Origin of the sequence: Pseudomonas sp. MWU349, from assembly GCF_017947325.1 — a bacterium.
GTDB classification, from domain to species: Bacteria; Pseudomonadota; Gammaproteobacteria; order Pseudomonadales; family Pseudomonadaceae; genus Aquipseudomonas; species Aquipseudomonas protegens.
The window spans coordinates 722,493-747,775 of sequence record NZ_JAFEVP010000003.1; the positions used below are offsets into that span (position 1 = coordinate 722,493).

The following is a 25,283-nucleotide window of genomic DNA, read 5'->3' on the forward strand; positions in this document are numbered from 1 at the left end:
CACGGCCCGAAGGGACGCCGGGGTTCTCAAGGCTGCTGAAGGTTCGGCGGGCGATCGCCAAGCAAGGTCCTGCGGGCCTTTTCGCACAGGGTGTTCATGACAATTTCAAGGAGAGCGGATATGACCGCACATTTTCGCCCCGCGGTGTATGACTTGCCCCGCGATGGCCATACGGTTTTTCGCTGGGAGCATCCGCCCCAGCAGGCCACCGTCGAGCTGGAGCGCCTGCAGCGCAAGCAGAGCCTGGCCGCTGCGTTCCGGGTGTTCGCCCGGCTGGGGTTCGACATGGGCGGCGCCGGGCACATCACGGTGCGTGACCCGGGGCGCCCGGACCATTTCTGGGTCAACCCGGTGGGGGTGTATTTCGGCCATGTACGGGTCAGCGACCTGTTGCTGGTCAACCCCGAAGGGGCGGTGATCGAAGGCGAGGGTGCGTTGAACCTGGCGGCGTTCGCCATCCATGCGGCGCTGCATGAAGCCCATCCCGAGGTGGTCGCCGCGGCCCATGCCCATTCGCTGTACGGCAAGGCCTGGTCGAGCCTGGGGCGCTTGCTCGATCCGCTGACCCAGGACGCCTGCGCTTTCTATGAAAGGCACGGGCTGTTCGACAACTTTTCCGGGGTGGTGCTGGAGGCCAGCGAGGGCGCGCGGATCGCCGCCGCACTGGCGGGGCGCAAGGCGCTGATCCTGCAGAACCACGGCCTGCTCACCGTGGGTGAAACCGTCGAGGCGGCGGTGTGGCGCTTCATCGCCATGGACAACGCCGCCCAGACTCAACTGCTGGCGGAAGCTGCCGGCACCCCGCGGCCCATTCCCCATGAGGTGGCGCGCCACACCGCGCGCCAGGTCGGCACCGAGTTTGGCGGCTGGTTCAGTTTCCAGCCTTACCGCGAGCGGATCGTGCGCGAAGAACCGGACTTTCTCGATTAAGGACCCTTGCCCATGCAGCGTCGTCATTTTCTCCAACTCTCGGCCCTGGCCGGTCTGGCCGCCGCCTTGCCGCGCCTGGGCCTGGGAGCCTCCGCGGACCTGTCCGGGGTCACCTTGAACGTCGCCACCTACAAGGGCGCGGCGCCGAGCTTCTTTGCCGAGGCGGGCATCGAACCGCCGCCCTACAAGGTCAAGTACGCTGAGTTCACCGGCGGCAACCTGAGCTTCGAGGCCCTGGTCAGCGGCACCCTGGACATCTCGCCGATGAGCGAGATCCCGCCGATCTTCGGGATCAAGAACCACGCCCCGGTGAAGCTGATCGCGGTGCTCACCGGCGACGTCAACAACCAGGCCTTCATCGTGCCCAAGGGCTCTGCGGTGCAGTCGGTGGCCGAGCTCAAGGGCAAGCGCATCGGTTATATCCGCTCCACCAGTTCCCATTACTTTCTGCTCAAGGCGCTGAAGGAGCAGGGCCTGGGCTTTGCCGATATCGTGCCCATGGCGCTGACGCCGCAGGACGGTTTTGCCGCCTTTCAGAACGGTGCCCTGGATGCCTGGGTCAGCTTCGGCTACTTCATCCAGCTGGCGGAACTGCGGGCCGGGGCCCGGGTATTGAAGACCGGCCAGGGCTACCTGTCCGGCAACTACGTGATCGCTGCCAACCAGCAGAGCATCGCCGACCCGGCCAAGCATGCGGCGATCACCGACTACATCCTGCGCGAGTACCGCTCCTGGCAGTGGATTGCCAGCCACCCCGAGGAATGGGCGACCAGGAGCGCGCAGATTCTCGGCATGCCCCGGGAGGTGTTCCTTGCCCAGTACCGGGCCCAGAGCGGCCCGCGCCTGCTGCAACCGGTGGACGACGCAGCGGTGAAATCCCAGCAGGACGTGGCCGACCTGTTCTTCGAGGCCGGCGTACTGCCCCAGCAACTGGACGTATCCGGCCTGTGGGACCGCAGCTTCCACTGGACCTGAGCCTGTAGCCGCCGGCTTGCCGGCGAAAGGGCGATGACGCCTTCGCTGGCAAGCCAGCTCCTACGGAACACCCGACACCCGAGGTAGGAGCCGGCTTGCCGGCGAAGAGGCCCTCAAGCCATGCGCTGCCCCTGATGACGCCTTCGCTGGCAAGCCAGCTCCTACGGAACACCCGACACCCCATGTAGGAGCCGGCTTGCCGGCGAAGAGGCCCACAAGCCATGCGCTGCCCCTGATGACGCCTTCGCTGGCCAGCCAGCGCCTACGGAACACCCGACACCCCAGGTAGGAGCCGGCTTGCCGGCGAAGAGGCCCTCAAGCCATGCACTGCCCCGCAGAACGCCTTTGCGATCCGGGGGGAAATTCTTTCATTGGCCAGGAGGCCGCATGTTTATCCGAACCTTGCTGTGCCTGGCGCTGGCCAGCCCCTTGGCCTTGGCCGACAGCCCCGCCCAAGCCCTGCACCAGCGCCTGATCGTGCTCGACAGCCACCTCGACACCCCCATGCAACTGGCCCGCCCCGGCTGGGACATCACCCAGCGCCATCGCTACCAGGACGACCTGTCCCAGGTCGATCTGCCACGGATGAAAGAGGGCGGCCTGGACGGCGGTTTCTGGGCCATTTTCACCCCCCAGGGGCCGCTCACCGCCGAAGGCCGGACCCTGGCCAGCGAACATGGGCTGGCGGTGCTGGCGCGGATTCGCGACCTGGTGGGCGCCCACCCCGATGATTTCGCCCTGGCCCTGACGGCTGGCGATGTACCGGCCATCGTCGCCCGTGGCCAGCGTGTGGTTTTCATCAGCATGGAAAACGCCCAGCCCCTGGCCGCCGACCCGGCCCGCTTGCACACCTATTACCGCCAGGGCCTGCGCATGCTCGGCCTGGTGCACTCGGCCAACAACGATTTTGCCGACTCGGCCACCGCCCTGCCGCAGTGGCACGGCCTGAGCCCGGCGGGCCGGGAACTGGTGGCCGAGGCCAATCGCCTGGGGATACTGCTGGATGTCTCCCATGCCTCGGACCAGGTGTTCGACCAGGTTCTGGCGCTGTCGAGGGCGCCGATCATTGCCTCCCATTCCAGCAGCCGCGCAATCACCGCCCATCCACGCAACCTGGATGACCGGCGCCTGCGGCAACTGGCGGCCAGGGGCGGTGTGGTGCAGGTCAACAGCTTTCCCAGCGACCTGATCAACCTTGCGCCCAATCCCGAGCGGGACAAGGCCCTGGGGCCGCTGTACCGCGAGTTCCGCCTGGCGGCGAGCATGAGCCCGGAACAGGTGGCGGACCTGGCCGAACGCATTCGCCAGGTCGAAGCCCGCTACCCGCAGCCCAGGGCGAGCCTGGACGATTACCTGCGCCACCTGCTGCACATCCTGGAAGTGGTCGGCCCGGATCATGTGGGCATCGGCGCCGACTGGGACGGCGGTGGCGGGGTTCAGGGGCTCGAAGATGTCGCGCAACTGCCACGGATTACCCAGGGCCTGTTGGCGGCGGGCTACAGCGAAGCGGACCTGGCGAAGATCTGGGGCGGCAACTTGTTGCGCGTCCTCGACGCCGCCCAGGCCGTAGGAGCCGGCTTGCCGGCGAAGGGGCGCTGAGGCTGGCGGGGTGCGGTAGATGGCCTTCTGGCATGCCAGCTCCTAGCGGAGGAGGGGGGAGTGTCTGGTCTTTTGGGGCTATGCGCGGGGCGCAGAATCTTTTGGGTTGAATATGAAACAAAGTAATATTTGCATATGCTTAAAATGTATTTCTCTTATTAAATAAGCGCCCCTAGGATGGCTTCCCATAGACCCAAGTGACTGCATAAGTCCGCAGGCTATAACCGAACGCACTATCCATTCGCAGCAGGGAGCGCTGGCATGCCGCTGACCAGAAGACAATTGATCGCCCGTATCGCCGCTGTCGGCGGGGTCCAGGCGGCGAGCGCGGTCTTGGGCCTGTTCGGCGGCTCAGGCAAGGCCGAGGCCTTCGAGGAGAACTATGCGTCCCTGCCTGCAGCCGCCGTGGGCAAGGGCGCTTCGGTGGTGGTGATCGGCGCCGGGATCGGTGGCCTGGTCAGCGCCTACGAGTTGAGCAAGGCCGGGTTCAAGGTGACCTTGCTGGAAGCCCGGGACCGGGTCGGCGGGCGCAACTGGACGGTGCGTGGTGGCGATCGGGTGGAGTACAGCGACGGCAGCACCCAGGTCGCACAATTCGGGGAGGGGTTCTACCTCAATGCCGGGGCCGGCCGCCTGCCCAGTCACCATCAGTTGATGCTCGGCTACTGTCGCGAGCTGGGGGTGGAGCTGGAGGTGCTGGTCAATACCAGCCGCAACGCCCTGGTGCGTCCGGACCTTGACCAGCCAGCGTTGCAGATCCGCCAGGCGGTCAATGACAGCCGCGGGCATTTTTCCGAGCTGCTGGCCAAGGCCGTCAATCGCCATGCCCTGGATCAGGAGCTGACACCAGCCGATCGCAGCAACCTGCTGAGTTTCCTGAAAACCTGGGGCGACCTTTCCGACAAGCTCGAATACCTGGGCTCGGCCCGCTCTGGCTACAAGGTCTGGCCCGGCGCCGGTGACCAGTTGGCGCAGAAGAATGATCCGCTGCCGTTGCAGACCCTGCTCAACCCGGCGCTGACCACGGCGTTGATGATCGACGAATACCCGGAATTCTCGCCCACCATGTTCCAGCCGGTGGGGGGCATGGACCGCATTCCCCAGGCTTTTGCCCGGCGCCTGAAAGGCCAGTTGCGGCTGCACAGCGAGGTGCGTTCCATCAGCAACCAGGCCGACAGCGCCGAAGTGGTCTACCTGGACCGGCGCACCGGCCGCACCCACAGCCTCAAGGCCGACTACGTGATCAGCAGCCTGCCCCTGCCGCTGCTGGCCAAGGTGCAGAACAACTTCAGCGCCCCGGTGCGCCAGGCCATCGGCGCGGTGCAGTTCGGCTACGCCAACAAGGTGGCCTGGCAGTCGCGGCGCTTCTGGGAAAGCCAGTACCAGATCTACGGCGGGCTGTCGTTCATCAACCAGGAAGCCTCCGGGCTGTGGTACCCCAGCGGCGGTTTCAACCAGGCCGAAGGGGTGTTGGTGGCGGCCTACAACAACGGCGAAACCGCCCGACGGTTCGGGGAGAAAACCCTGGCCCAGCAGATCGAGATTTCCCGTCAGGCGGTGGAGCTGCTGCACCCCGGGCACAGCCAGGAACTGCGCAATCCGCTGGTGATTGCCTGGAGCAAGATCCCCTACAACTTCGGCCCCTGGATCAGCCATGAAGTGGCCGAGCCGGACTATGGCCTGCTCAACCAGCCCCAGGGCCGGGTCTACCTCACCAGCGACGGCCTGGCCCACAGCGGCGTGGGCATCTGGCAAGAAGCCGCCGCTGGCGCGGCGCGGCGGGTGGTGCGGCAACTTTTCCAACGGGCGCAAGGCTCGTCGCTACAGCAAACGGCCTGAAAAAGCCGAGCATTCACACAACAGCGGTAACCCATGCCGGGTAGCGGACCTCCGAGGCTGGCACACACAACCTTGGGAGCGTCTTTGCATGTCTTTGAAAAACACCGTCGTAGGGCTGGGGCTGTTGTTCGCTGCCAGCAGCAGTTGGGCCGCGGGAATCCAGCGCGTGCCGTCCAGCTACCCCAATTCGCCGATCCTGCAATCGGTGACCCTGCCCGCCAACAGCGAGGTGACCTACCTCTCCGGGCTGCTGCCGGACCCGGTGGACCCCAAGGCGTCCAAGGAGCAGATCCACGCCGTGGGCAACACCGAGGCCCAGGCCCGGGTGGTGCTGCGCAAGGTGGAGACGATCCTTGCCAGCCAGGGCCTGACCCTGGGGGACGTGGTGCAACTGCGCATCTACCTGGTAGGGGACCCGGCCCTGGGCGGCAAGCTGGATTTCGACGGCCTGCAAGTGGCCTTCCGCGAGTTCTTCGGCACCCAGAAGCAGCCGCTCAAGCCCGCCCGGACCACGGTGCAAGTGGCGGGGCTGGTACTGCCCGGCGCCTTGATCGAAGTCGAAACCGTTGCCGCCCGAGCGCGCTGAGCCGCCTGTCAAAGGATCTGAAGTCATGAGTATTTCCTTGCATAAAATCCTCTTCGGCGCGGCCCCCCTGAGCCTTGGCCTGATGGGCCTGGCGTTGCCCGCCGAACTGCTGGCGGCCGACGAAACCCTGGGCACGGTGGTGGTCACTGGCGTGCGCGGCAGCCAGCAACGCACGGTGACCGACAGCCCGGCGCCGATCGATGTGATCGACAGCGAGCAGTTGCGCAGCATCGGCCAGAACGGCCTGAAAGAAATGCTCGGGCGCCTGCTGCCGTCGTTCAACGTACCGACCATCAACGGCGGCGGCACGGCGTTCCTGGTGCGCGGGGTGAGCATGCGCGGCCTGGGCGGCGACCAGGTGCTGGTGCTGATCAATGGCAAGCGCCGGCACAACTCGGCGCTGATCAACAACGGCGCACGGGTCGGCAACGCCTCGGTGCCGGTGGACCTGGACCTGATTCCCACCGCCGCCATCGAGCGCATCGAAGTGCTGCGCGACGGCGCGGCGGCGCAGTACGGCTCCGACGCCATCGCCGGGGTGATCAACATCATCCTCAAGCGCAATGCCGAAGGCCTGACCTCCGACACCACCCTGGGCCAGTACTACGACGGCGACGGCACCACCGGCCACGAAGCCTTCAACTGGGGCAACAAACTGGGAGAGAACGGCGGCTTCATCAACCTGTCCTGGGACGCCAAGCTGCAGGAACCCTACGAGCGCTCCAGTGCCGCCAGCGGCCAGCTGTACTTCAAGCAGGCCGACGGCTCGCCGGACCCTCGGGAAAGCAATCGCCAGGGTTGGGGCACCGAGTACGGCCTGGGCCGCGACCGCACCACCAGCCTGGCCTACAACGCCGAGCTGCCTCTGGAGGACGACCTCAAGCTGTACTCGTTCTCGACCCTGAGCTACCGCAACAGCAACAAGGACCTGGGGCACCGCAAGCCCACCGACATCACCAGCCTGGCAGGCATTCCCAATGCGCCTTACCCCAACGGCGGCCAGGCGCGACGGGAAATCCACGAGACCGATTTCCAGGTCGCCGGTGGTGCCAAGGGCCTGCTCGGTGGCTGGGACTGGGACCTGTCGAGTACCTACGGCAAGGATCGCGGGGTGCTCGACACGGCCAACAACCTGAACATCTCCAATGGCCCCTACAGCCAGCACGATTTCCACCTGGGCAACCTGGTGTTCGACCAGTGGACCAACAACCTGGACTTCTCCCGGGCCCTGGACATCGGCTGGAGCAGCCCGCTGGAAACCTCCTTCGGGGTGGAATACCGCTGGGAGAAATATGCGCTGGAAGAGGGCGAGCCCAACTCCTACAACCAGGGCAGCTATGTCCCCAACACCGGGCCTTTCGCCGGTGTGGTGCCGGACCCGGGGTTGTTCTCGGTCAACGGCACCACCCCGGAAGACGCCTACAGCCTCAAGCGCCACAGTGAGGCGGCCTATCTCGACCTGGGCCTGAACATCACCCCCAACTGGTACGTCGGCGCGGCGGCGCGCTACGAGAAGTACAACCTCGGGGTAGGCGACACCACCAGCGGCAAGCTCACCACCCGTTACGAGTTCCTCCCCGGGTACGCGGTGCGGGCCGCCGTGAGCAACGGCTTCCGTGCGCCGTCCCTGGCCCAGAGCGTGTTCTCCACCACCAGCACCGTGACCCAGTTCGGCGCGGGCGGCACCACCACCTCGGTGCGCACCAAGCAGATGCGCCCCAACTCGCCGGAAGCCATTGCCCTGGGCGCCAAGGACCTGGAGCCGGAAACCTCGCGCAACTACAGCCTGGGCTTCACCGCCGAGCCCACCGATCGGCTGCGCCTGACCGCCGACTTCTACCTGATCGACATCGACAAGCGCATCCTCCAGACCGGCATCCTCAAGGGCCCCGCGGTGTCGCAGATCCTGGTGGAGAACGGCCTCTCGCCGAACCTTGCCGGGCAGTACTACACCAACGCTGCCGACACCCGGACCAAGGGCGTGGACCTGGTGGCGGACTACCGCCAGTCCTTTGGCGAGTACGGCACGGCGAAGTGGAGCGTCGCCTACAACCACAACAAGACCACCATCCGCGACCTGGCTGACACCCCGGCGGCCTTGTCGCGCCTGGGGGCCGGCTATGTGCTGTTCGACCGTCAGCAGCAGATCGACCTGACTAAATCCACGCCCAAGGACAAGTGGATCCTCTCCAGCAACTACAAGGTCGGCGACTGGACCACCAACCTGCAGTTGACCCGCTTTGGCGAGTACACCGAAGGCTCGAACATCCCGGCCAACGATCGCACCTACAGCGCCAAGTGGATCACCGACCTGGACGTGGCCTACGACGTGACCCAGAACCTCACCGTGGCCGTGGGCGCCAACAACCTGTTCGACGTGTACCCGGACAAGATCGGCCTCAAGGCCTGGGCGGGGACCTACGAATACGGAATGTTCTCGCCCTATGGCCTGGGCGGCGGCTACTACTACAGCCGCGTCAGCCTGGCGTTCTGAGCATGGCCACGATCACGCTCGCAGGGGCTGGCTTGCCAGCGAAGGCGGCCGCATGACCGGCGCAGGGTTCAAGGGCCATTCGCCAGCAAGCTGGCTCCTACACCCATGGCGTCCTGCCGGTGGTTCACCCGGTAGGAGCTGGCTTGCCAGCGAAGGCGGCCGCATGACCGGCGCAGGGGTCAAGGGCCATTCGCCAGCAAGCTGGCTCCTACACCTGTTGTGTCCTGCCGGTGGTTCACCCGGTAGGAGCTGGCTTGCCAGCGAAGGCGGCCGCATGACCGGCGCAGGGTTCAAGGGCCATTCGCCAGCAAGCTGGCTCCTACACCCGTGGCGTCCTGCCGGCGGTTCACCCGGTAGGAGCTGGCTTGCCAGCGAAGGCGGCCGCATGACCGGCACAGGGGGCAGGGTAGGCCGGCTCCTGCAAGGGCTGGTGTTGTGTTTGTGGCTGGGCAGTGCACTGGCGCAGCCGGCGCTGCGGGTGTCCAGCCAGAAGCAGTCGCTGAAAATTCTGTTGCAGGCGGCAGGCGAGCTGGAGCAAGTGCCGTACCCCATCGAGTTCGCCTCCTTCGCTGCCGCGGCCCCCACCGCCGAGGCCCTGGCCGCCGGAGCGGTGGATATCGGCAGCCTGGGGGATGCGCCCTTTGTGTTTGCCGCCGCGGCCGGGGCGCCGCTCAAGACCGTGGGGGTAATCAAGCTCAAGGTCACGCCGACCGCGGTGGCGATCGTGGTCAAGGAGGATTCGCCGCTGAAGCAGGCCGCCGACCTCAAGGGCCGGCGCATCACCACCACCCGGGGCTCCATCGGCCACTTCCTGGCCCTGGCCGCCCTGCGGTCGGTGGGCCTGCACGGCGCGGATGCGCAGTTCATCTTTCTCCAGCCGGCCGAGTCCCGCAGCCTGCTGAGCAACGGCCAGGCCGATGCCTGGTCGACCTGGGACCCCTATACCAGCATGGTGCAGATGGAGGGCGGCAGCCGGGTGCTGGTCAGTGGCGAAGGGCTGTTCGCCGGGCACATGCTGCTGGTGGCCAACGACCAGGCGATTCACGACAAGCCGCAGCAGATCGCCGACTTCCTGCAGCGCCTGGATCGTGCCTATGCCTGGGCCAACCAGCACCAGAGCGAGTTTTCAAAGATCCAGGCCGGCTACAGCGGTTTGCCGGTGGAGGTTCATGAACGTTCCAATCGCTACTCGGTGCCCCGGCGTATCGCCGTAGGCCCGGCCGTGGTGGAAGACGTGCAGCACACCGCCGATCTCTACCGCGAGGAGGGGATCATTCAGAAGACTTTCGATGCGGCAGCTTACATGGATGCTCAATTCAATGAAGTTGAATGAGTATGTGGCAGTTTTATTAATTTATCTGGGGAGGTCTTAAATAAATAAAGAGCAATAATGTCCTTCGCTTAATTTAACTATCAGCAAATTTAATAATCTTCTCGCAGCACTTTAAAAGTGCCTGTGGTGGCCGCTATTTGCCTGATTTTCGTTACGTTTTTAAGTTTGGATATTAGAGATAAAGGATATTTCACAAGGCCATCGCAACTGCCTAAGGTGGTCCTGAAACAAATTATTACGTTCTACCGATGTTGTACTTCGTCGCTACTTCCAGGGAATTAAGGGAGCTTGCATGTTCACAGTCACTACGGCCGACAAACTTGAAGCGCGGCATATCCTCGATGTTGTGGAAAAACGCTCTTACGGCGTTCAGCTCAAAGGTTTCTGCCCACCGGACACCTTGCAGGTGGCGCGGGATCATCTGTACCGGCAGGAACTGCGCAGTGCCTTCAGCCAGCAGCAGGAGTTCGTCCGGGTCGGCAAGGCCTATATCGAGATCCAGGATGAGCAGAGCCGGGCCGAATACCACGCCCTGGCCCTGCCCAACATTCGCAAGATCCGCAATCTGTTCCGGCCACTGGCCTCGCCCATCGACGAGCTGCGCCTGCTGCTGGACGAAGTCTGGCCACAGGGCGCGCACCTGTTGCAGGTGGACGGGCAGAAGTGTTTCGTCGGCATTGCCCGCTTCCAGGGTTCGGGGGTCGATCTCACGCCCCACACCGACAAGCTCGAACGCAATGCCCCCGAGGGCCACAGCCCGCAGTTGCTGACCCAGCTGTCCACCAACATCTACCTGGAGATCCCCGAGGATGGTGGCGAGCTGGAGATCTGGGGCATCGAGCCGGACGAGCAGGAGTACAACCGCCTCAAGGGCGAACGGGCCTATGGCATCGAACGCCACCTGCTGCCGCCGCCGGATTTCGTGGTCAAGCCCGAGCCTGGCGACCTGATCCTGCTCAACCCGCGGCTGATCCACGCCGTGCGCCCTTCGGCCAGCAGCACCCGGGTCACCCTCGGGGTCTTTATCGGTTACTACGGCGAACACCAGCCTTTGGCCTACTGGAGCTGAACTCATGAGCAAGGTGCAGGAAATCAACCTCAAGGCCTACTTCAACAAGGGCGGCGAGGAGCACGAATTCGACGGCAAGCGCGTGGTCCTGGCGGTCAGCGTCGGCCAGGAGTACCACGAGGACCAGAAGCTGCGGTCCACCATCCACCTGATCAACCAGTCCGGCTTCAGCCACGTCAAGGTGGTGGTGGCCGATACGCTGCAACGCCACAACAAGCACGGCAAGTCCCCCGGGGAGGCGCTGTCGGCGGCGATCCGCGATGGCGATGCCTGGCTGGCGCGCAACCAGAGCATCCTCGACGGCCTGCGGGTGCCGTACCACATCACCCGCTGGAACCAGGAACTGGCCAGCGACCGCTATGCCGAGCTGCGCCAGCAACTGGATGAGGTCTACCAGCAGCGCGAGGAATTGCGCGACGCCATCGACAGCACCATCGGCGTGTTCACCGAGCGCCTGCGCCTGCGTGACGAACACGCGGACATCGAGCGGGCGGCGGCCCAGTGCCGGGAGTACATCCTGGAAGAGATCCCGATCATCCTGCCGCTGTGGGCCGACGAGGGTTACCACTACGTGCTCTACCCGCAGCAGATGACCACGGCCATGGCCACCAGCCGCGAGTTGCTGATCGAACCCCACAGCCCGGACCGGGTGCGCTGGCTGCCCCTGAAGTTCAAGAAGCGGGGGATCCCGATTCCCTTCACCTTGCCCGGCGCCATTCACCCCAACTGGACCAGCGGCGCCATCGCCATCTGATCCGCCGCGATCAATGTAGGCGCCCGCTTGCCAGCGAAAGCGCCCTGGCCGGCGATGCCGGACTCAAGGGGCTGTTCACCGGCAAGCGGGCGCCTACAGAGCGTTTTTTTATGACTGACAAGGAGTTTCCATGGGCGTTTTTGCGCAACAGCAACGCAAATGGTGGGCATTGCTCGGTGTGAGCATCGCCAGTTTTCTCGGCTGTGTGGATTTCACCATCGTCAACACCGCGTTACCGGCCCTGCAGGCCGACCTCGGGGCCTCGGTGGACGCCCTGCAATGGGTGATCAACGGCTTCATCCTGGCCCTGTCGAGCTTCATGGTGCTGGTGGGGCGCCTGGCCGACCTGCACGGGCGCAAGCGGGTGCTGTTCATCGGCCTGACGGTGTTCGGCCTGGCCTCCCTGGCGGCCGGGCTGGCGGGGCAGATCGGTACCCTGATCGGCGCGCGGGTGGCCCAGGGTCTGGCGTGCGCGGTGCTCTATACCGCCTCGGGGGCGATTGTCTCCAGCACCTTCGAGACCGCCGAGCAGGGGCGGGCCTTCGGCGTGCTGTTCGGGGTCAATGGAGTGGGGCTGGCGGTGGGCCCGGTGTTGGGCGGGCTGATAACCAGCGCCTTCGGCTGGCAGTGGATCTTTCTCATCAACGTGCCCTTCGTGCTGCTGAGCCTGGGCATTTGCAGCTTCAGCGTGAAGGAGTCGCGTTCGGCCGAGACCGGCGCGCGCCTGGATGGCTGGGGCGCGCTGCTGTTGCTGATCGGCCTGCCGAGCCTGGTGCTGGTGATCGTCCAGGGCGGCAGTTGGGGCTGGGGCTCACCCCTGACCCTGGCCCTGGTGGCGCTGGCGGTGTTGGCCCTGGGCGCATTCCTGGCGGTGGAGCGGCGGGTGGCCGCGCCGATCATCGACCTCAAGCTGTTCGCCAACCGGCGTTTCGTTGCCGGGGTGGCGGCCAGTTTCGGCCTGGCGCTGTTCTACTGCGTGGCGTTTTTCGTCATGCCGCTGTACCTGGCGCAGATCCGCGGCGAAACGGTGCAGGCCAGCGGCCTGCTGTTGCTGCCCACCACCCTGGGGGTGGCGCTGCTGTCACCGCTGGTGGGGCGCCTGGTGGATCGCAAGGGGCCGGCGCTGCTGATCAAGACCGGGCTGCTGCTGTTCGTGCTGTCGGCGCTGTTGCAGGCCGGTTTCGATGGCCAGACTTCGCTGCCTTATCTGCTGGGCGCCTTTGTCGTCATGGGGCTGGGGTGGGCCAGCATTCTCGGGCCGTCCACGGTGCTGGGGATTTCCTCGGTGCCCCAGGAAGTGGGCTCGGTGGCCATGGGCTCGCTGATGACCTTGCACAACGTCGGTGGCGGTGTCGGGCTGGCGGTGGGGGTGGGGCTGTTTCATCACTTTTGCGCCACGCCGCTGGACGATGCCCAGGGCGCCTTTCTCAATGGTTACCGCGCGGTGATGGGCTTTCTGGCGGTGGTCACGCTGCTGGTCTGGGCCTCGGTGAGCCTGCTCTTGCGCACGGCCCCGGCGCCGGTGCCGACGGCCGAGGAGGGCACCAGCCGTGGCTGAGCGCGCTGGGCAGATGGGGCTGGGGGCCTTTCTCTCAGGCTCCGGCGCCCATGGCGGCAGTTGGCGCCATCCCCAGGCGGATGCCGATGCCTCGTTGAATTTCCAGCGCTACCGGCACTATGCGCAAACCCTGGAGCGGGGCTGTTTCGACGCCCTGTTTCTCAACGACAACGTGGCGGTGGGGGACCTGGACCCGCGGGTACTGGCCCGCAGTTCCTACAGCCTGCGCTGGGACCCGCTGACCCTGCTGCCGGCCTTGGCGGTGGTAACCCGGCATATCGGCCTGATCGCCACCGCCAGCACTTCCTACAACGAGCCTTACAACCTGGCGCGCAAGTTCGCCTCCCTGGACCACCTGAGTGAGGGCCGGGCTGGCTGGAACCTGGTAACCGGGCTGATCGGCGGCGAGAACTTCAACCACCCCGAACCCCTGAGCCACGCCGAGCGGTACGCCCGGGCCGAGGAGTTCTTCAAGGTGGCCAGCGGGCTGTGGGACAGCTGGGCCGACGACGCCTTTCCCCGGGACAAGGCCAGCGGCCAGTGGCTGCGCCCGGAGCGCATGCACCTGTTGCAGCACCAGGGGCGGCACTTCCAGGTACAGGGGCCGTTGAATGCGCCGCGGCCATTGCAGGGCTGGCCGGTGATCGCCCAGGCCGGGTCGTCCGGGCCGGGCTGTGAGCTGGCGGCACGTTGCGCCGAGCTGGTGTTCACCGCCCAGACCGACCTGCAGCAGGCCAAGGTTTTCTATCGCGAACTCAAGGAACGGCTTCCCGCTTACGGGCGGCATGCCGGGCAGTTGAAAATCTTCCCCGGCATCGCCCCCACGGTGGGCCGCACCCTCAACGAAGCCGAGGAGAAGTACCAGCAATTGCAGGAACTGCAGGACCCCCAGGCACAGCTCAAGGCCCTGTCCTACCTGCTGGACCTGGGTATCGACCTGTCGCATCTGCCCCTGCATGCGCAGGTGCCGTTGCTGGACGATGCCGCCCCCACCGAGCGGCATAAAAGCCGCCGGCACCTGGTGCAGGAACTGATCCGCCGGGAGCGGCCGAGCCTGGCGCAACTGCTGCGCAGCCTGTCGGCCAGCGGGCACAAGGTACTGGTGGGCACGCCGGGGCAGATCGTCGATGAGCTGGCTACCTGGTACCAGGAATACGCCGCCGACGGCTTCAATGTGCTGTTCACCCATCTGCCGGGGGCCATCGACGATTTTGTGCAACTGATCACCCCCGAGCTGCAGCGCCGGGGTCTGTTTCGCCAGCGCTACACCGGCCACAGCCTGCGTGAGCACCTGGGGCTGGCGCGGGTGGAAAACCGTTTCTTCAGCCACCGGGGCAATGGCTGAATGGCTGAAAGAGTCTTTACTCTCAAGGCGCAACGCCCAACGATCAACCCAGGAGCTACAGCATGTCCGGATGGTATGAGTTGAAGAAAAGCAGCAACGGCCAGTTTCGCTTCGTGCTCAAGGCGGCCAATGCCGAGGTCATTCTCAGCAGCGAGCAGTACACCACCCGCGCCGCAGCCGAGAACGGCATCGCCTCGGTGCAGGCCAACAGTCCCCTGGAGGAACGCTACGAACGCAAGAGCGCCAAGGATGGCAAACCCTATTTCAACCTCAAGGCGGCCAACCACCAGATCATCGGCAACAGTGAAACCTATTCCTCGGAAGCGGCCCGGGAGAAGGGCATCGCCAGCGTCAAGGCCAACGGCCCCAGCCACAACATCAAGGACCTGACGTCCGTTTAGGCCCGGCTCCACACACCCTCGACAGCACCAGGCCCGAACCCCATGCAGCGTTCGGGCGTTGTGCTGTCGGCGGGTTTTCACGAGCACCCGGCATTTGCCCGGAAGCCGGGCGAGGGCAGCGTATTGTGATCTGGCAGGCCGCCAGCCGATTGGCGACGGAGTTATGGCGAAGTGCCATCATTTGCCTTATCCTCCGCGCCCGTCACCGGGCGCTCGGCAGGCCTGGCACTCTGGTTGACGTTATCAATCATTGTCCAAGGGATCTGCGACCTCATGATTCGCCCTCTCGTATTACTCGCCGCGCTGCTGGCGTTGAGCGGTTGCTACAGCCTGTCTTCCACGAAAATTGCCGAGAATATGCGCCCCGACTCGCAGTCGGGGGTGGCCTATGTGGTGGGGGTGGTCGGCATCTGGCCGAAGGCGGTGCACACCGCCAACGAACAAATGCTGCTGATACGCCCGCGCGGCGGTGAGGGGTTTGCCTCGGCGCGCTTGTACAACCAGATCTACGGCCGTACGCCACGGGATGTGCGCGAGACCTGGCACGGCATCGGCAGCCTGTTCGTGATGCCGCTCAAACCCGGGCGCTACGAGATCTACAACCTGCATTTCGACCGCGGCAACGCCACCGCCTGGAGCCGCGAAGACTTCTCCATCCCCTTGGAACTGGAAGCCGGCAAGGCCTATTACCTGGGTGATTTTCGCGCCGGCTGCCTGTCGGCGTCGGGGGCCAAGTGCGTGTTTCTGCACAGCGACCATCTGGAGCGCGACGCCGCCCTGGTGCGCGCCAAATACCCGCAGGTGCCGAACCTGCAACGGGTCGACCTGGAGAAGATGGAGGAGGTCACGTCGTTGATCGTCAAGGAGCAGGGGCCCAAGGCGTCGATGCTCAAGGCCATGCTGTCGGGGGATCTGTAATGCGTCATCAATTGTGGTTTTTGATGCTGCTGATGCTGGGGCTTGGCGGTTGCCAGACCAGCCACAGTCTCAAGCCGGCCGAGGTGGATTATCAGCAGCGGTTACCGGCGATCAGCGTCAGTGTGATGGGGGCCATCCCTGCCGGCCAGATCCGTGACGAACTGCGTCGTCGCGGCACCTTCGAGCAGGTGCAGCCGGGGTTCAGTGCCGATGGCTACAACGTGATCGTGATGGCCAACAGTGATTACTTTGGCTGGCAGAACATTCCCATGGGGCTGCTCAGTGCCATGACCTTGTTTATCGTGCCGGGCCGGACCACTTGGGACAGCCAGGTGATGTTCCAGGTCAGCCGCGGTGACCAGGAAGTGGCCAAGTATCGGGTCAGCAACCACACCCGCTCCTGGCGCGGTTGGGCCAACTCTGATGGCGGCCAATACCAGCATGTGCGGCGCATCACCGACGACTTCATTGCGCAGATGCTGCAGGACCCGCAGTTCAAGGCCCAGGCCCCGTTGGCGCTGAACGGTCACTGAGCCACGCTTGCACGCGGCCCATGTCAAAGCCCGGACGGTGTCAGCCGTCCGGGCTTTTTTTCAGGAAATCAACCCAGGCTCTGCAGCAGCGTCTGCAACTGCTGGCGAGCGCCCTCGTTCAGCGCGAATACCGGCTTGCGCGGCTCGCCGGTGGGTAGCCCGGTGAGCCCCAGCCCGGCCTTGACCGTGGCCGGCAAACCGCCCTTGAGGATGAAGTCCAGCAACGGCAACTGGCGGTAGAACAGCGCCCGGGCGCGGGCCAGGTCGTTGCTCAGCACGGCCTGATAGAGGTCGAGATTGAGCTGCGGGATCAGGTTCGCCGCCGCTGTGCACCAGCCACTGGCACCGGCAGCGAAAGCTTCCAGGGCCAGCGGGTTGCAGCCGTTGTAGAACGGCACCTGGCCTTCGCCCAGCAGTTGCAGCTTGTGCATGCGCTGGATGTCGCCGGTGCTTTCCTTGACCAGGGTGACGTTTTCCACGGCGTGGAAGATCTTCAGGATCAGTTCCACCGACATGTCCGTGCCGCTGGTGGCCGGGTTGTTGTAGAGCATGATCGGCACGCCGATGCTGGCGCCGATGGCCTGGTAGTGAGCGAGGATCTCGGCTTCGCTGAGCTTCCAGTAGGAGGCGGGCAGTACCATCACCACGTCGGCGCCCTTGGCTTCGGCAAAACGCGCACGGCGGATGGCCTTGGCGGTGGTCAGGTCGGAGACGCTGACGATGGTCGGCACACGCTTGGCCACGTGGCGGATGCTGAACTCGCTGACCTGGTCCCATTCGGCGTCGCTCAGGTAGGCGCCTTCGCCGGTGCTGCCCAGGGGGGCGATGGCGTGGACGCCGGCGTCGATCATGCGGTCAATGGAACGCCCGAGGGCGTCCAGGTCCAGGCCTTCGCCGTTGGGGCCGAAGGGGGTGACGGTGTAGCCGATGATGCCGTGGATCTGGGTAGTAGGCATGGTGCAACTCCTGCAAGGCATAAGGGGTGGATCAGTTCAGGCAGTCGGCGTGTTTTTTCAGGTTTTGCCGAGCGTAGTAGTTGAAGGCGGCGCTGTGGCGCTTGGGCTTGGAAATCCAGTCGTGGGCTTCGCGGCCCAGCTCCGGGAGGATCGGCTTGATGGTGCCGGCGGCCATGGCCAGCAGTTGCAGCTTGGCCGCACGCTCGATCAGTTGAGCGATCACGCAGGCTTCCTCGATGCTTGCGCCGGTGGACAGCTGGCCGTGGTGGGAAAGCAGGATCGCGCGCTTGTCGCCCAGGGCGGCAGAGATGATTTCGCCTTCTTCGTTGCCCACCGGCACCCCCGGCCAGGCTTCGAGAAAGGCGCAGTCCTCGTACAGGGGGCAGAGGTCCATGTGCGACACCGCAAGCGGCACTTCGATCATCGACAGCGCGGCGACGTGGGTCGGGTGGGTGTGGATGATGCAGTTCACGTCCGGCCGGGCGCGGTACACCCAGCTGTGGAAGCGGTTGGCCGGGTTGGGCATGCCGTGGCCTTCGAGGACCTCCAGGTCTTCGTTGACCAGCAGCAGGTTGCTGGCGCTGATTTCATCGAAGCCCAGGCCCAGTTGCTGGGTGTAGTAGGTGCCGGGTTGCGGGCCGCGGGCGGTGATCTGCCCGGCGAGGCCCGAGTCGTGGCCGTTCTCGAACAGAATGCGGCAGGTCAGGGCCAGCTTTTGTCGGTCGGTCCACGTATTATCCGCCAGGGTATTTTGCATCTGGGTCAGGGCTTGCTTGACCAGTTGGTCTTTGGGCAATGCTAATGTCTTGGCCATGTCGAAGGTCCTTTGAGAAGTGCAATGGACGTCGGATCTGCGTTTCACCTGCTGCTTGCGACGGCGCGTGGTGAATCGTGATGACACTTAAGAGGCTATATGACACTTTGTGTCATTGGCAAGCGCCAATCGTTGTTTTCTAGATGGATTAATTGCTCTACATGTCTATCCGTTTGAAATTGCTGAGAAAAAAACTGGGCGTGACCCTGGAAGCCCTGGCCGAGAAATCCGGGATGACCAAGAGCTATCTGTCGAAAGTCGAGCGCGGGCTGAACACGCCGTCGATCGCTGCCGCGTTGAAGCTGGCCAAGGCGCTGAACGTCAAGGTCGAGGAACTGTTCGCCGAGGACAACATCAGCCTCGACAGCTACAGCCTGGTGCGCAGCGACCAGCGCCAGTCACTGGCGGCCAATGGGCAGGTCCCGGGTTATGCGGTGCTGGCCCATCAGGTCAGCGAGCGCAACCTGCTGCCGTTCATCATCTACCCGGCCCGGGAATTCAGTGACAAGACCTTCAAGGAACACCTGGGGGAGGAGTTCCTGTTCGTCCACGAAGGCCAGGTGGAAGTGGACTTCATGAACGAGCGGGTGATTCTCAACCGTGGCGATGCACTGCACTTCAATGCGCAGAAACCCCACCGCATCCGTTCCGTGGGGGACGAGCAGGCGCAGTTGCTGGTGGTGGTGCACAGCAGCGAGGACTGAAGGCGTTCAGCGCCGCCAGGCGCCGGCTGGTTGGCGAATGGGCACCAAGACATGCATCGCCCTGGCGGACGTCTTCGCTGGCAAGCCAGCTCCTACAGGGCGGGAGTGCTCAGCGCTCCACGGGCACCGACAGGGCCGGGTTGCCCAGGGCGTGGGTCTTGGAATCGAAGAAACGCAGACTCAGGTCCAGGCCTTCGAACAGCTTGGCGTAGTGGCGTTTCTGGTGCTGGATGAACGCCGCGCTGCGCGGGTAGATGGAGATCGCCAGGGTCTGGGTCGCCGACTGGCGGATCGCCTGGACCAGGTGGCTGTCCTGGGGCCCCAGGTTGTGGCCGAAGATGCACAGCGCCCCGCTGTGGTTCAGCAACTGCTGGTAGCAGAACGACAGGTAATCCGAGCCGCGGATGGTCTTGAGCTTGTCCGCCAGCGGCCCCTCGCTGACGAACAGCGGCACGTCGTCCAGGGTCTTGAGGGTGTTGTTGATGGCGAAGCTGCCCAGCAGGGTGCCTTCGGTGGAGGTCAGCTTGCGCGCGCTGCCGTCCAGGTTGCGCACCAGGTGCAGGCCGCCATGCAGGTAGAGGATGCGGGTCGGGGCGCTAGGGGCGCTGCCCAGTTCGAAGGCCGGATCGGCACCGTGGAACAGGTCGTCGATGCCTTGGCTGTCCTGCTGCACGGCCCAGTAGTTGAGCAGGTCATAGTTGCTGGTGAACACCGTGGGATAGCGCCGCAGCTCCTGGTTGATCGCCGCCAGGCTCTGCTCCTGGACCAGGCGCCAGGGAATGTGCACCGCGTGCACGGTGTTGATCAGCGCTTCCTTGATGGCGTAGTAGCGATTGCGCGGCGCCGCCGAGCTGACTGCCAGGGCCTTGTTGACTCGGCTGGTGGTTTTCAGGGCGCCCAGTACCTGCTCGAAACTGCGGGTCTGCAGGGCCTCGAATACACTGAGCTCGGACTGGCTGAGGGGTTTTTCTTCCACTGTGCGAGCGTTTTCGAACAGTGAGTCGTAGGCAAAGTCTTCCCACACGGCACGGCTGGCGCCGTTGCCGATCAGCAAGCCATTGAACGGTGTGCTGGCACCCAGGGCGTTCCAGTCTTCAAGTTCGGCATCAAATTCCTGGAAATCCATCATCGCGGTCATCGGTCTCAAGGCTGGAGGTATTTCGGCTGGCGACTTTATCACGACCGACCCTTGAGCCAGATCAACAACGCCGGTGACCGATCGGTCGATCCTGTTTGGCAAACATTGCATCGACACCGTGAAATCGGCATTCGCCGGGAGATCTTCTGATGAGCAGCACCTTTTTTATTCCAGCCGTGAACATCATGGGCATCGGCTGTCTCGACGAGGCCATGAGCGCCATCCGCAACTATGGATTTCGCAAGGCGCTGATCGTTACTGACACGGGCCTGGCCAAGGCCGGCGTGGCCAGCATGGTGGCCGAGAAGCTGGCCATGCAGGACATCGATTCGGTGATCTTCGACGGTGCCAAGCCCAACCCCAGCATTGCCAACGTCGAGCAGGGCCTGGCGCAATTGCAGCAGGCACAGTGCGATTTCGTCATCTCCCTGGGCGGCGGGTCGCCCCATGACTGCGCCAAGGGCATTGCCCTGTGTGCCACCAATGGCGGGCAGATCCGCGACTACGAAGGCGTCGACCAGTCGGCCAAGCCGCAACTGCCCTTGATCGCCATCAACACCACCGCCGGCACTGCCAGCGAAATGACCCGTTTCTGCATCATCACCGACGAAGCGCGCCACGTGAAAATGGCCATCGTCGACCGCAACGTCACGCCGTTGCTGTCGGTGAACGATCCGGCACTGATGGTGGCGATGCCCAAGGGCCTGACCGCCGCCACCGGCATGGATGCCCTGACCCACGCGGTGGAAGCCTATGTGTCCACCGCCGCCAACCCCATCACCGATGCCTGCGCCCTGAAGGCCGTGGAAATGATCAGCGCCAACCTGCGCCAGGCGGTGCACGATGGCAACGATCTGCTGGCACGGGAGAACATGGCCTATGCGCAGTTCCTCGCCGGTATGGCATTCAACAATGCGTCCCTGGGTTTCGTGCACGCCATGGCCCACCAGCTGGGCGGCTTCTACGACCTGCCCCATGGCGTGTGCAACGCGGTGCTGTTGCCCCATGTGCAGAGCTTCAACGCCACGGTATGCGCCCAGCGCCTGACCGATGTGGCCCACGCGCTGGGAGCGGACATTCGCGGTTTCAGCCCGGAAGAGGGCGCCCAGGCGGCCATCGCGGCGATCCGTACCCTGGCCCGTGATGTGGAGATTCCTGCTGGTTTGCGCGAGTTGGGCGCCAAGTTGCAGGATATTCCGCTATTGGCGGCCAATGCCCTCAAGGATGCCTGCGGCCTGACCAACCCGCGTCCGGCGGATCAGCGGCAGATCGAGGAGATTTTCCGCAGCGCGTTCTGAGGGGCGTGACCTTTCGCTGGCAAGCCGGCTCCTGCACACCCGGTGACTGCAGGAACTGGCTTGCCAGCCAAGGGTTCATCCGCACACCCGGCACCACAGACTCCCGAGCACCTGCTCCCGGCGTTGAAAGCGCTCGCGCCGCGGAGGATAGTGCGACCTGAAATGGCGCTCTATCCGCCTGTCACAAGGAGTCGTGAATGATCCGTTGCTCTTCCCTGATCCCGCTTCTGGGCGGCCTGGCCCTGCTGGCCGGTGCCACATCCGCCGCCGCCCAGTGCCTGCCGCCGCCACGCAATGCCGAAGTCCCGGGCTTTTCCCTGTGCAAGGACTGGCCGGCCTTTGCCGACCAGAGCATCAGCCTGCTGTCCGAGCAGGTTCCGGACCCCAGCGACACCGGCACCGATGACGGCACCTACAACCTGCAACTGGCGGTGCTGGACCGCAGCAGCGGACAGGCCCTGGCCAGCTATGAGCAGCCTGCCGCCTTTGTCTCCGACGCCTTTCGCCTGGAGAGCGTGAAGCTCGATACGGGGCGCTTCCAACTGACGCCTCAGGTTCGGGCGTTCGGGGTCCGGGCCGCGTTCGAGGGCTCGTCCCGGGTCAACCCCTTCAGTCAGACCTGGCTCAGCCTCTACGTGCGCGAGGGCAGTACCCTGCGCCCGGTGCTGGAGAAGTTCGTGGCCCATTCGTACAACGGCGAATGGGATGGCCAGTGCGCCGGCGAGGGCACTAAAACCACGCGCACCCTGGATATCGCCAAGACCCGCAGCCACGGTTATGCCGACCTGATCGTGCGTTCGGTCAGCGTCAGTACCCAGAGCAAAAAAGTCGGGCAAGAATGCCAGTCCACCTCCGTGGCCGCCAAACCGGTGGTCAGTACCCTGCACTACGATGGCCAACGCTACGTTCTGCCCAATGGCTTCAGTGGTATCTGACACGGGCGAGCGATAAGGAAGCTTGATGAACCTGCTTGAACAATCGACCCGTGGGCTGGTGCTGTGCGCTTTGCTGGGCGTAGCGACGATGGCGCTGGCCGAGTGCGACAACAGCCCCAATGCCCCGGGAGAACTCCACGTCTGCAAACCCTGGCCGGCCGAAGACGGCATGAACATCGGGGTTCGAGCCACGCCGATGCAAGGGGCCGAAAACGCCAAGGCACCTCGCTACAACCTGGATGTGGCGCTGCTGCTCGACGACAGCGGCTGGGCCGTGGCCAGCTACAACAAGGACCTGGCCCGGCGTTCCGATGGCCTGGCCTTGCAGGGGTTGCAGATCGATACCGGGCGTTACCAGTTGAGCGATCAGGAGCGGGCCTTTGGCCTGCGGGTCAACTACCACCGCGCCTCAAGCACCCACCCCCATGAGAAAACCCTGCTGACCCTGTTCGTACGTGATGGCAAGGGCCTTCCGCCGAGGCTCGAAGGGCTGGTGGTGGATGAGCGCCGCGCTGAGCTCGGCCCGGGCGGTGAGTGTGTCGGGCGCAGCCGGACCCTGCACCGGACCCTGGAACTGGGCAGCGGTCAGCGCAACGGCCATGCCGACCTGCTGGTGCGTACGCGAATCGTCGACACCGAGCATTTCAAAGGGCCGGCCGGTTGCGAGAGTCGCGACCTGGCGCCCAAGGACAGCCGTGTCACCTTGCACTACGACGGCCAGCGTTACCCCTTGTCGAAAACCCTGACGGGAGCGTGAACCATGCTCAAGGGGCTCAACCACCTGAGCCTGGCCCTCAGCGATCTGGCCTCGCGATTGCTGGCCTGCCGCGTTCATCCTTACCCGGGAATGCACTTTTACTCCGCCGGTTGAGAGGCTGATCCACAGGGGCAGCTGACGAAAGCAGCTGGTGGCAAGGTGCCTTGATCGTGCAGAATCCGCCACATTCCCCATGCGCCTGGCGTTTTTGTCAGGCGCATCGTCCTGGAGTCTTGCTGATGACCTCATCGCTGTTGCTGGCCGTTATCGCCTCGGGTTTCATTTATGCGATCACCCCCGGGCCCGGAGTGCTGGCGGTGTTCGGCATCGGCGCGGCCCGCGGGCGGCAGGCGGGGGCCGGGTTTCTCTGCGGGCACATGCTGGGCGACGTGGTCTGGTGCAGCACCGCGCTGATCGCCATTGTCGGGGCCCGGGAGATCGGCAGCGATGCGTTCAATATCCTCGGCGTGCTCAGCGGCCTGTACCTGTTCTGGCTCGGCCTGCGGGCCATCCGCAGTAAACCGCGCGATGGCGACGAACCCCAGGGCCCGGCGCGCAACCCGTTCTGGCACGGGATCCTGTTCGGCCTGACCAATCCCAAGGCTTATCCGGTGGCGGTGGCAACCTTCACCGCGCTGCTTTCCAGCCGCGCCGAGCTGCTGACCTGGTCGATGCTGCCGGGGCTGATTGCCCTGAGTTTCCTTGGCGGCCTCGGCGCATACGCTATTCTCATCGGCATCGTCGGCGCGCGTAAGGTACGCAATTGGTACCAGCGCCACGAACTGGCGATCACCCGCGTCTGCGGGGTGATGTTCATCGGTTTCGCGATCAATGCCCTGCTGCACGCAGTGCCAGGGTTGGTCGGCAACAAGGCGTGACGCGCCGCGCGGGTTGCGACGGTGTGCAGTCGCAGGCTTCGGCCTGCGACCGGGCTCAAGGGATGGGTACTCAGTGCATTTTTCATGGGTAGTAGCTTTCTCTGATGGCAACCAAGAACTCCGCGCCTCTGGCCAGTTTCATCGACCTGCTCCTGGACGCCGTGTGCGCCGTGGATGTCGAGGGTCGCTTCGTGTTTGTCAGCGCCGCCTGTGAGCGGGTCTTCGGCTACACCGCCGACGAGCTGATCGGCCGCCCGATGATCGAGCTGGTGCACCCGGCCGATCGTGAACGTACCTTGCAGGCCGCCCGGGAAATCATGGGCGGGGTGCCCAAGCCGAATTTCGAGAACCGCTACGTGCGCAAGGACGGGCGGGTGGCGCATATTCTCTGGTCGGCGCGCTGGTCGGAAGTGGACCAGTTGCGCATCGCCGTGGCCCGCGACATCACCGAGCGCAAGCAGGCGGAATCCCGGCAGGCGGCGCTGTACGCGATTTCCGAGGCGGCCCATGCCACCGAAGACCTGCTGGTGCTGTTCCGGCATGTGCATCGGATCATCGGCGAATGGCTGCCGGCGCTGAACTGTTCCCTGGCGCTCTACGATGAGCGCAGCACCAGCCTGAGCTTTCCCTATCACGTCGATGACTGCGAAGGCAGCCCGGAACTGCCGGGCACCTTGATCGAACGCTTCTGCGTCGAGGTGCTGCAATGCGGCCGGCCCTTGCTGCTGGCGCCGGAGTGCCCGGTGAACCGGGTGCTCTGGAGCGAGTTCGCGGCTATCCAGGGGGCGCGCTGCTGGCTGGGCGTGCCGCTGAATTCGCAAAAGGGCACCATCGGCGTGCTGATGGTCAAGAGCGCCCCGGGCACCGAAAGCTACAGCGAGCAGGACCAGGAACTCTTGCAGTACGTCAGCGCGCAGCTGGCCGCGGCCATCGAACGCAAGCAGCTGCATGCACGCCTGCACTACATGGCCGAATACGATCAATTGACTCACCTGCCCAACCGCGAACTGCTGCGCGAGCGCCTGCGCTCGGCCCTGGCCCGGGCCCGGCGCGAGTCGGGGCGCATGGCCCTGCTGTATGTCGACCTGGACAAGTTCAAGGAGGTCAACGACACCTGCGGGCACGCGGTGGGGGACATGCTGCTGCAAGCGGTGGCCAACCGGCTCAAGGGCTGCGTGCGGGAAACCGACACCGTGGCGCGGATCGGTGGCGACGAGTTCGTGATCCTGCTGGAGAGCGTACAGCACAGCGAGGATGCCCAGCGGGTAGCGGAAAAGATCCGGCGGGCGCTGGGCGAGCCGCTGCGCCTGGACGGCCACTCGTTGAACATCCTGCCGAGCATCGGCATCGGCCTGTATCCCGAGCATGGCCTGGAGGAAAAACAGCTGTTCAAGCACGCCGACGAAGCCATGTACGCGGTCAAACGGGCACAGAAAAGCCGCTCCAACGCCTGAGCCGGCAGGCACCGG

At 64.7% G+C, this 25,283-nt stretch carries 23 protein-coding genes; 20 read left to right on the plus strand and 3 right to left on the minus strand.

The features are described from left to right. Positions 1-120 precede the first annotated feature (120 nt). From KCG88_RS15415 to KCG88_RS15480, 14 genes are all read left to right on the plus strand, one after another. Positions 121-930 carry a class II aldolase/adducin family protein gene (locus KCG88_RS15415; protein ID WP_210712666.1) on the plus strand — a complete coding sequence of 270 codons (810 nt, stop codon included), beginning with the start codon at positions 121-123 and terminating at the stop codon, positions 928-930. A gap of 12 nt (positions 931-942) precedes the next feature. Beyond that, positions 943-1,905 carry an ABC transporter substrate-binding protein gene (locus KCG88_RS15420; RefSeq protein ID WP_047284284.1) on the plus strand — a complete coding sequence of 321 codons (963 nt, stop codon included), beginning with the start codon at positions 943-945 and terminating at the stop codon, positions 1,903-1,905. Between the two features lie 387 nt (positions 1,906-2,292). Further along, positions 2,293-3,504, plus strand: a complete 1,212-nt coding sequence (locus KCG88_RS15425) for a dipeptidase (protein ID WP_210712667.1) — start codon at positions 2,293-2,295, stop codon at positions 3,502-3,504. A 261-nt stretch (positions 3,505-3,765) separates the two neighbouring features. Beyond that, entirely contained in the window at positions 3,766-5,343 is a 1,578-nt protein-coding gene (locus KCG88_RS15430) for an FAD-dependent oxidoreductase (protein ID WP_047284286.1), read from the plus strand. An 88-nt stretch (positions 5,344-5,431) separates the two neighbouring features. Beyond that, positions 5,432-5,929: a RidA family protein gene (locus tag KCG88_RS15435; protein WP_210712668.1), complete on the plus strand. Its 498-nt coding sequence runs from the start codon at positions 5,432-5,434 to the stop codon at positions 5,927-5,929. A 25-nt stretch (positions 5,930-5,954) separates the two neighbouring features. Next, positions 5,955-8,423 (plus strand): TonB-dependent receptor, encoded by a 2,469-nt coding sequence (locus tag KCG88_RS15440; protein ID WP_047284287.1) that lies wholly within the window; start codon positions 5,955-5,957, stop codon positions 8,421-8,423. A 385-nt stretch (positions 8,424-8,808) separates the two neighbouring features. Beyond that, positions 8,809-9,756 carry an aliphatic sulfonate ABC transporter substrate-binding protein gene (locus tag KCG88_RS15445; protein ID WP_246882702.1) on the plus strand — a complete coding sequence of 316 codons (948 nt, stop codon included), beginning with the start codon at positions 8,809-8,811 and terminating at the stop codon, positions 9,754-9,756. A 292-nt stretch (positions 9,757-10,048) separates the two neighbouring features. Continuing rightward, positions 10,049-10,825, plus strand: a complete 777-nt coding sequence (locus KCG88_RS15450) for a 2OG-Fe(II) oxygenase (RefSeq protein ID WP_047284289.1) — start codon at positions 10,049-10,051, stop codon at positions 10,823-10,825. A 4-nt stretch (positions 10,826-10,829) separates the two neighbouring features. After that, complete coding sequence (locus KCG88_RS15455; protein ID WP_047284290.1) at positions 10,830-11,579, plus strand: tRNA-dependent cyclodipeptide synthase; 750 nt, start codon at positions 10,830-10,832, stop codon at positions 11,577-11,579. Positions 11,580-11,709: 130 nt separating this feature from the next. Continuing rightward, on the plus strand, positions 11,710-13,137 hold the full coding sequence (locus KCG88_RS15460) for an MFS transporter (protein WP_210712670.1): 1,428 nt from the start codon (positions 11,710-11,712) through the stop codon (positions 13,135-13,137). Between the two features lie 13 nt (positions 13,138-13,150). Further along, a complete protein-coding gene (locus tag KCG88_RS15465; RefSeq protein WP_210712732.1) occupies positions 13,151-14,482 on the plus strand; it encodes an LLM class flavin-dependent oxidoreductase in 1,332 nt (443 codons plus the stop codon). 62 nt (positions 14,483-14,544) lie between these two features. Then, on the plus strand, positions 14,545-14,883 hold the full coding sequence (locus KCG88_RS15470) for a YegP family protein (protein WP_011059734.1): 339 nt from the start codon (positions 14,545-14,547) through the stop codon (positions 14,881-14,883). Positions 14,884-15,156: 273 nt separating this feature from the next. After that, the gene (locus KCG88_RS15475; RefSeq protein WP_210712671.1) at positions 15,157-15,801 is read left to right on the plus strand and encodes a hypothetical protein; all 645 of its coding nucleotides are present in this window, start codon (positions 15,157-15,159) and stop codon (positions 15,799-15,801) included. After that, complete coding sequence (locus KCG88_RS15480) at positions 15,801-16,334, plus strand: hypothetical protein (protein WP_210712672.1); 534 nt, start codon at positions 15,801-15,803, stop codon at positions 16,332-16,334. Before KCG88_RS15475 ends, KCG88_RS15480 begins: the two co-directional genes overlap by 1 nt. 68 nt (positions 16,335-16,402) lie before the next feature. On the opposite strand, the gene KCG88_RS15485 is transcribed toward KCG88_RS15480, so the two are convergent. Further along, entirely contained in the window at positions 16,403-17,290 is an 888-nt protein-coding gene (locus tag KCG88_RS15485; protein ID WP_047335904.1) for a dihydrodipicolinate synthase family protein, read from the minus strand. 31 nt (positions 17,291-17,321) lie between these two features. Then, positions 17,322-18,104 carry an aldolase gene (locus tag KCG88_RS15490; RefSeq protein WP_011059738.1) on the minus strand — a complete coding sequence of 261 codons (783 nt, stop codon included), beginning with the start codon at positions 18,102-18,104 and terminating at the stop codon, positions 17,322-17,324. A 161-nt stretch (positions 18,105-18,265) separates the two neighbouring features. On the opposite strand from KCG88_RS15490, the gene KCG88_RS15495 reads away from it, so the two are divergent. After that, positions 18,266-18,808: an XRE family transcriptional regulator gene (locus tag KCG88_RS15495; protein ID WP_210712673.1), complete on the plus strand. Its 543-nt coding sequence runs from the start codon at positions 18,266-18,268 to the stop codon at positions 18,806-18,808. 109 nt (positions 18,809-18,917) lie between these two features. Here the strand turns inward: KCG88_RS15495 and KCG88_RS15500 are convergent, their stop codons facing one another. Beyond that, complete coding sequence (locus KCG88_RS15500) at positions 18,918-19,937, minus strand: DUF4917 family protein (RefSeq protein WP_210712733.1); 1,020 nt, start codon at positions 19,935-19,937, stop codon at positions 18,918-18,920. Between the two features lie 158 nt (positions 19,938-20,095). Between KCG88_RS15500 and yiaY the strand changes: the two genes are divergently transcribed. The 5 genes from yiaY (at position 20,096) to KCG88_RS15525 (ending at position 25,268) form a co-directional block, all read left to right on the plus strand. Next, positions 20,096-21,244 carry an L-threonine dehydrogenase gene (yiaY, locus tag KCG88_RS15505; RefSeq protein ID WP_047284295.1) on the plus strand — a complete coding sequence of 383 codons (1,149 nt, stop codon included), beginning with the start codon at positions 20,096-20,098 and terminating at the stop codon, positions 21,242-21,244. Positions 21,245-21,441: 197 nt separating this feature from the next. Further along, entirely contained in the window at positions 21,442-22,179 is a 738-nt protein-coding gene (locus tag KCG88_RS15510) for a hypothetical protein (protein WP_210712674.1), read from the plus strand. A gap of 25 nt (positions 22,180-22,204) precedes the next feature. After that, positions 22,205-22,936, plus strand: coding sequence for a hypothetical protein (locus KCG88_RS15515; protein ID WP_210712675.1), 732 nt, complete (start codon positions 22,205-22,207; stop codon positions 22,934-22,936). Positions 22,937-23,175: 239 nt separating this feature from the next. Then, positions 23,176-23,814: a LysE family translocator gene (locus KCG88_RS15520; RefSeq protein ID WP_011059744.1), complete on the plus strand. Its 639-nt coding sequence runs from the start codon at positions 23,176-23,178 to the stop codon at positions 23,812-23,814. Positions 23,815-23,918: 104 nt separating this feature from the next. Then, a complete protein-coding gene (locus KCG88_RS15525; protein WP_047284298.1) occupies positions 23,919-25,268 on the plus strand; it encodes a GGDEF domain-containing protein in 1,350 nt (449 codons plus the stop codon). Positions 25,269-25,283: the final 15 nt, after the last annotated feature.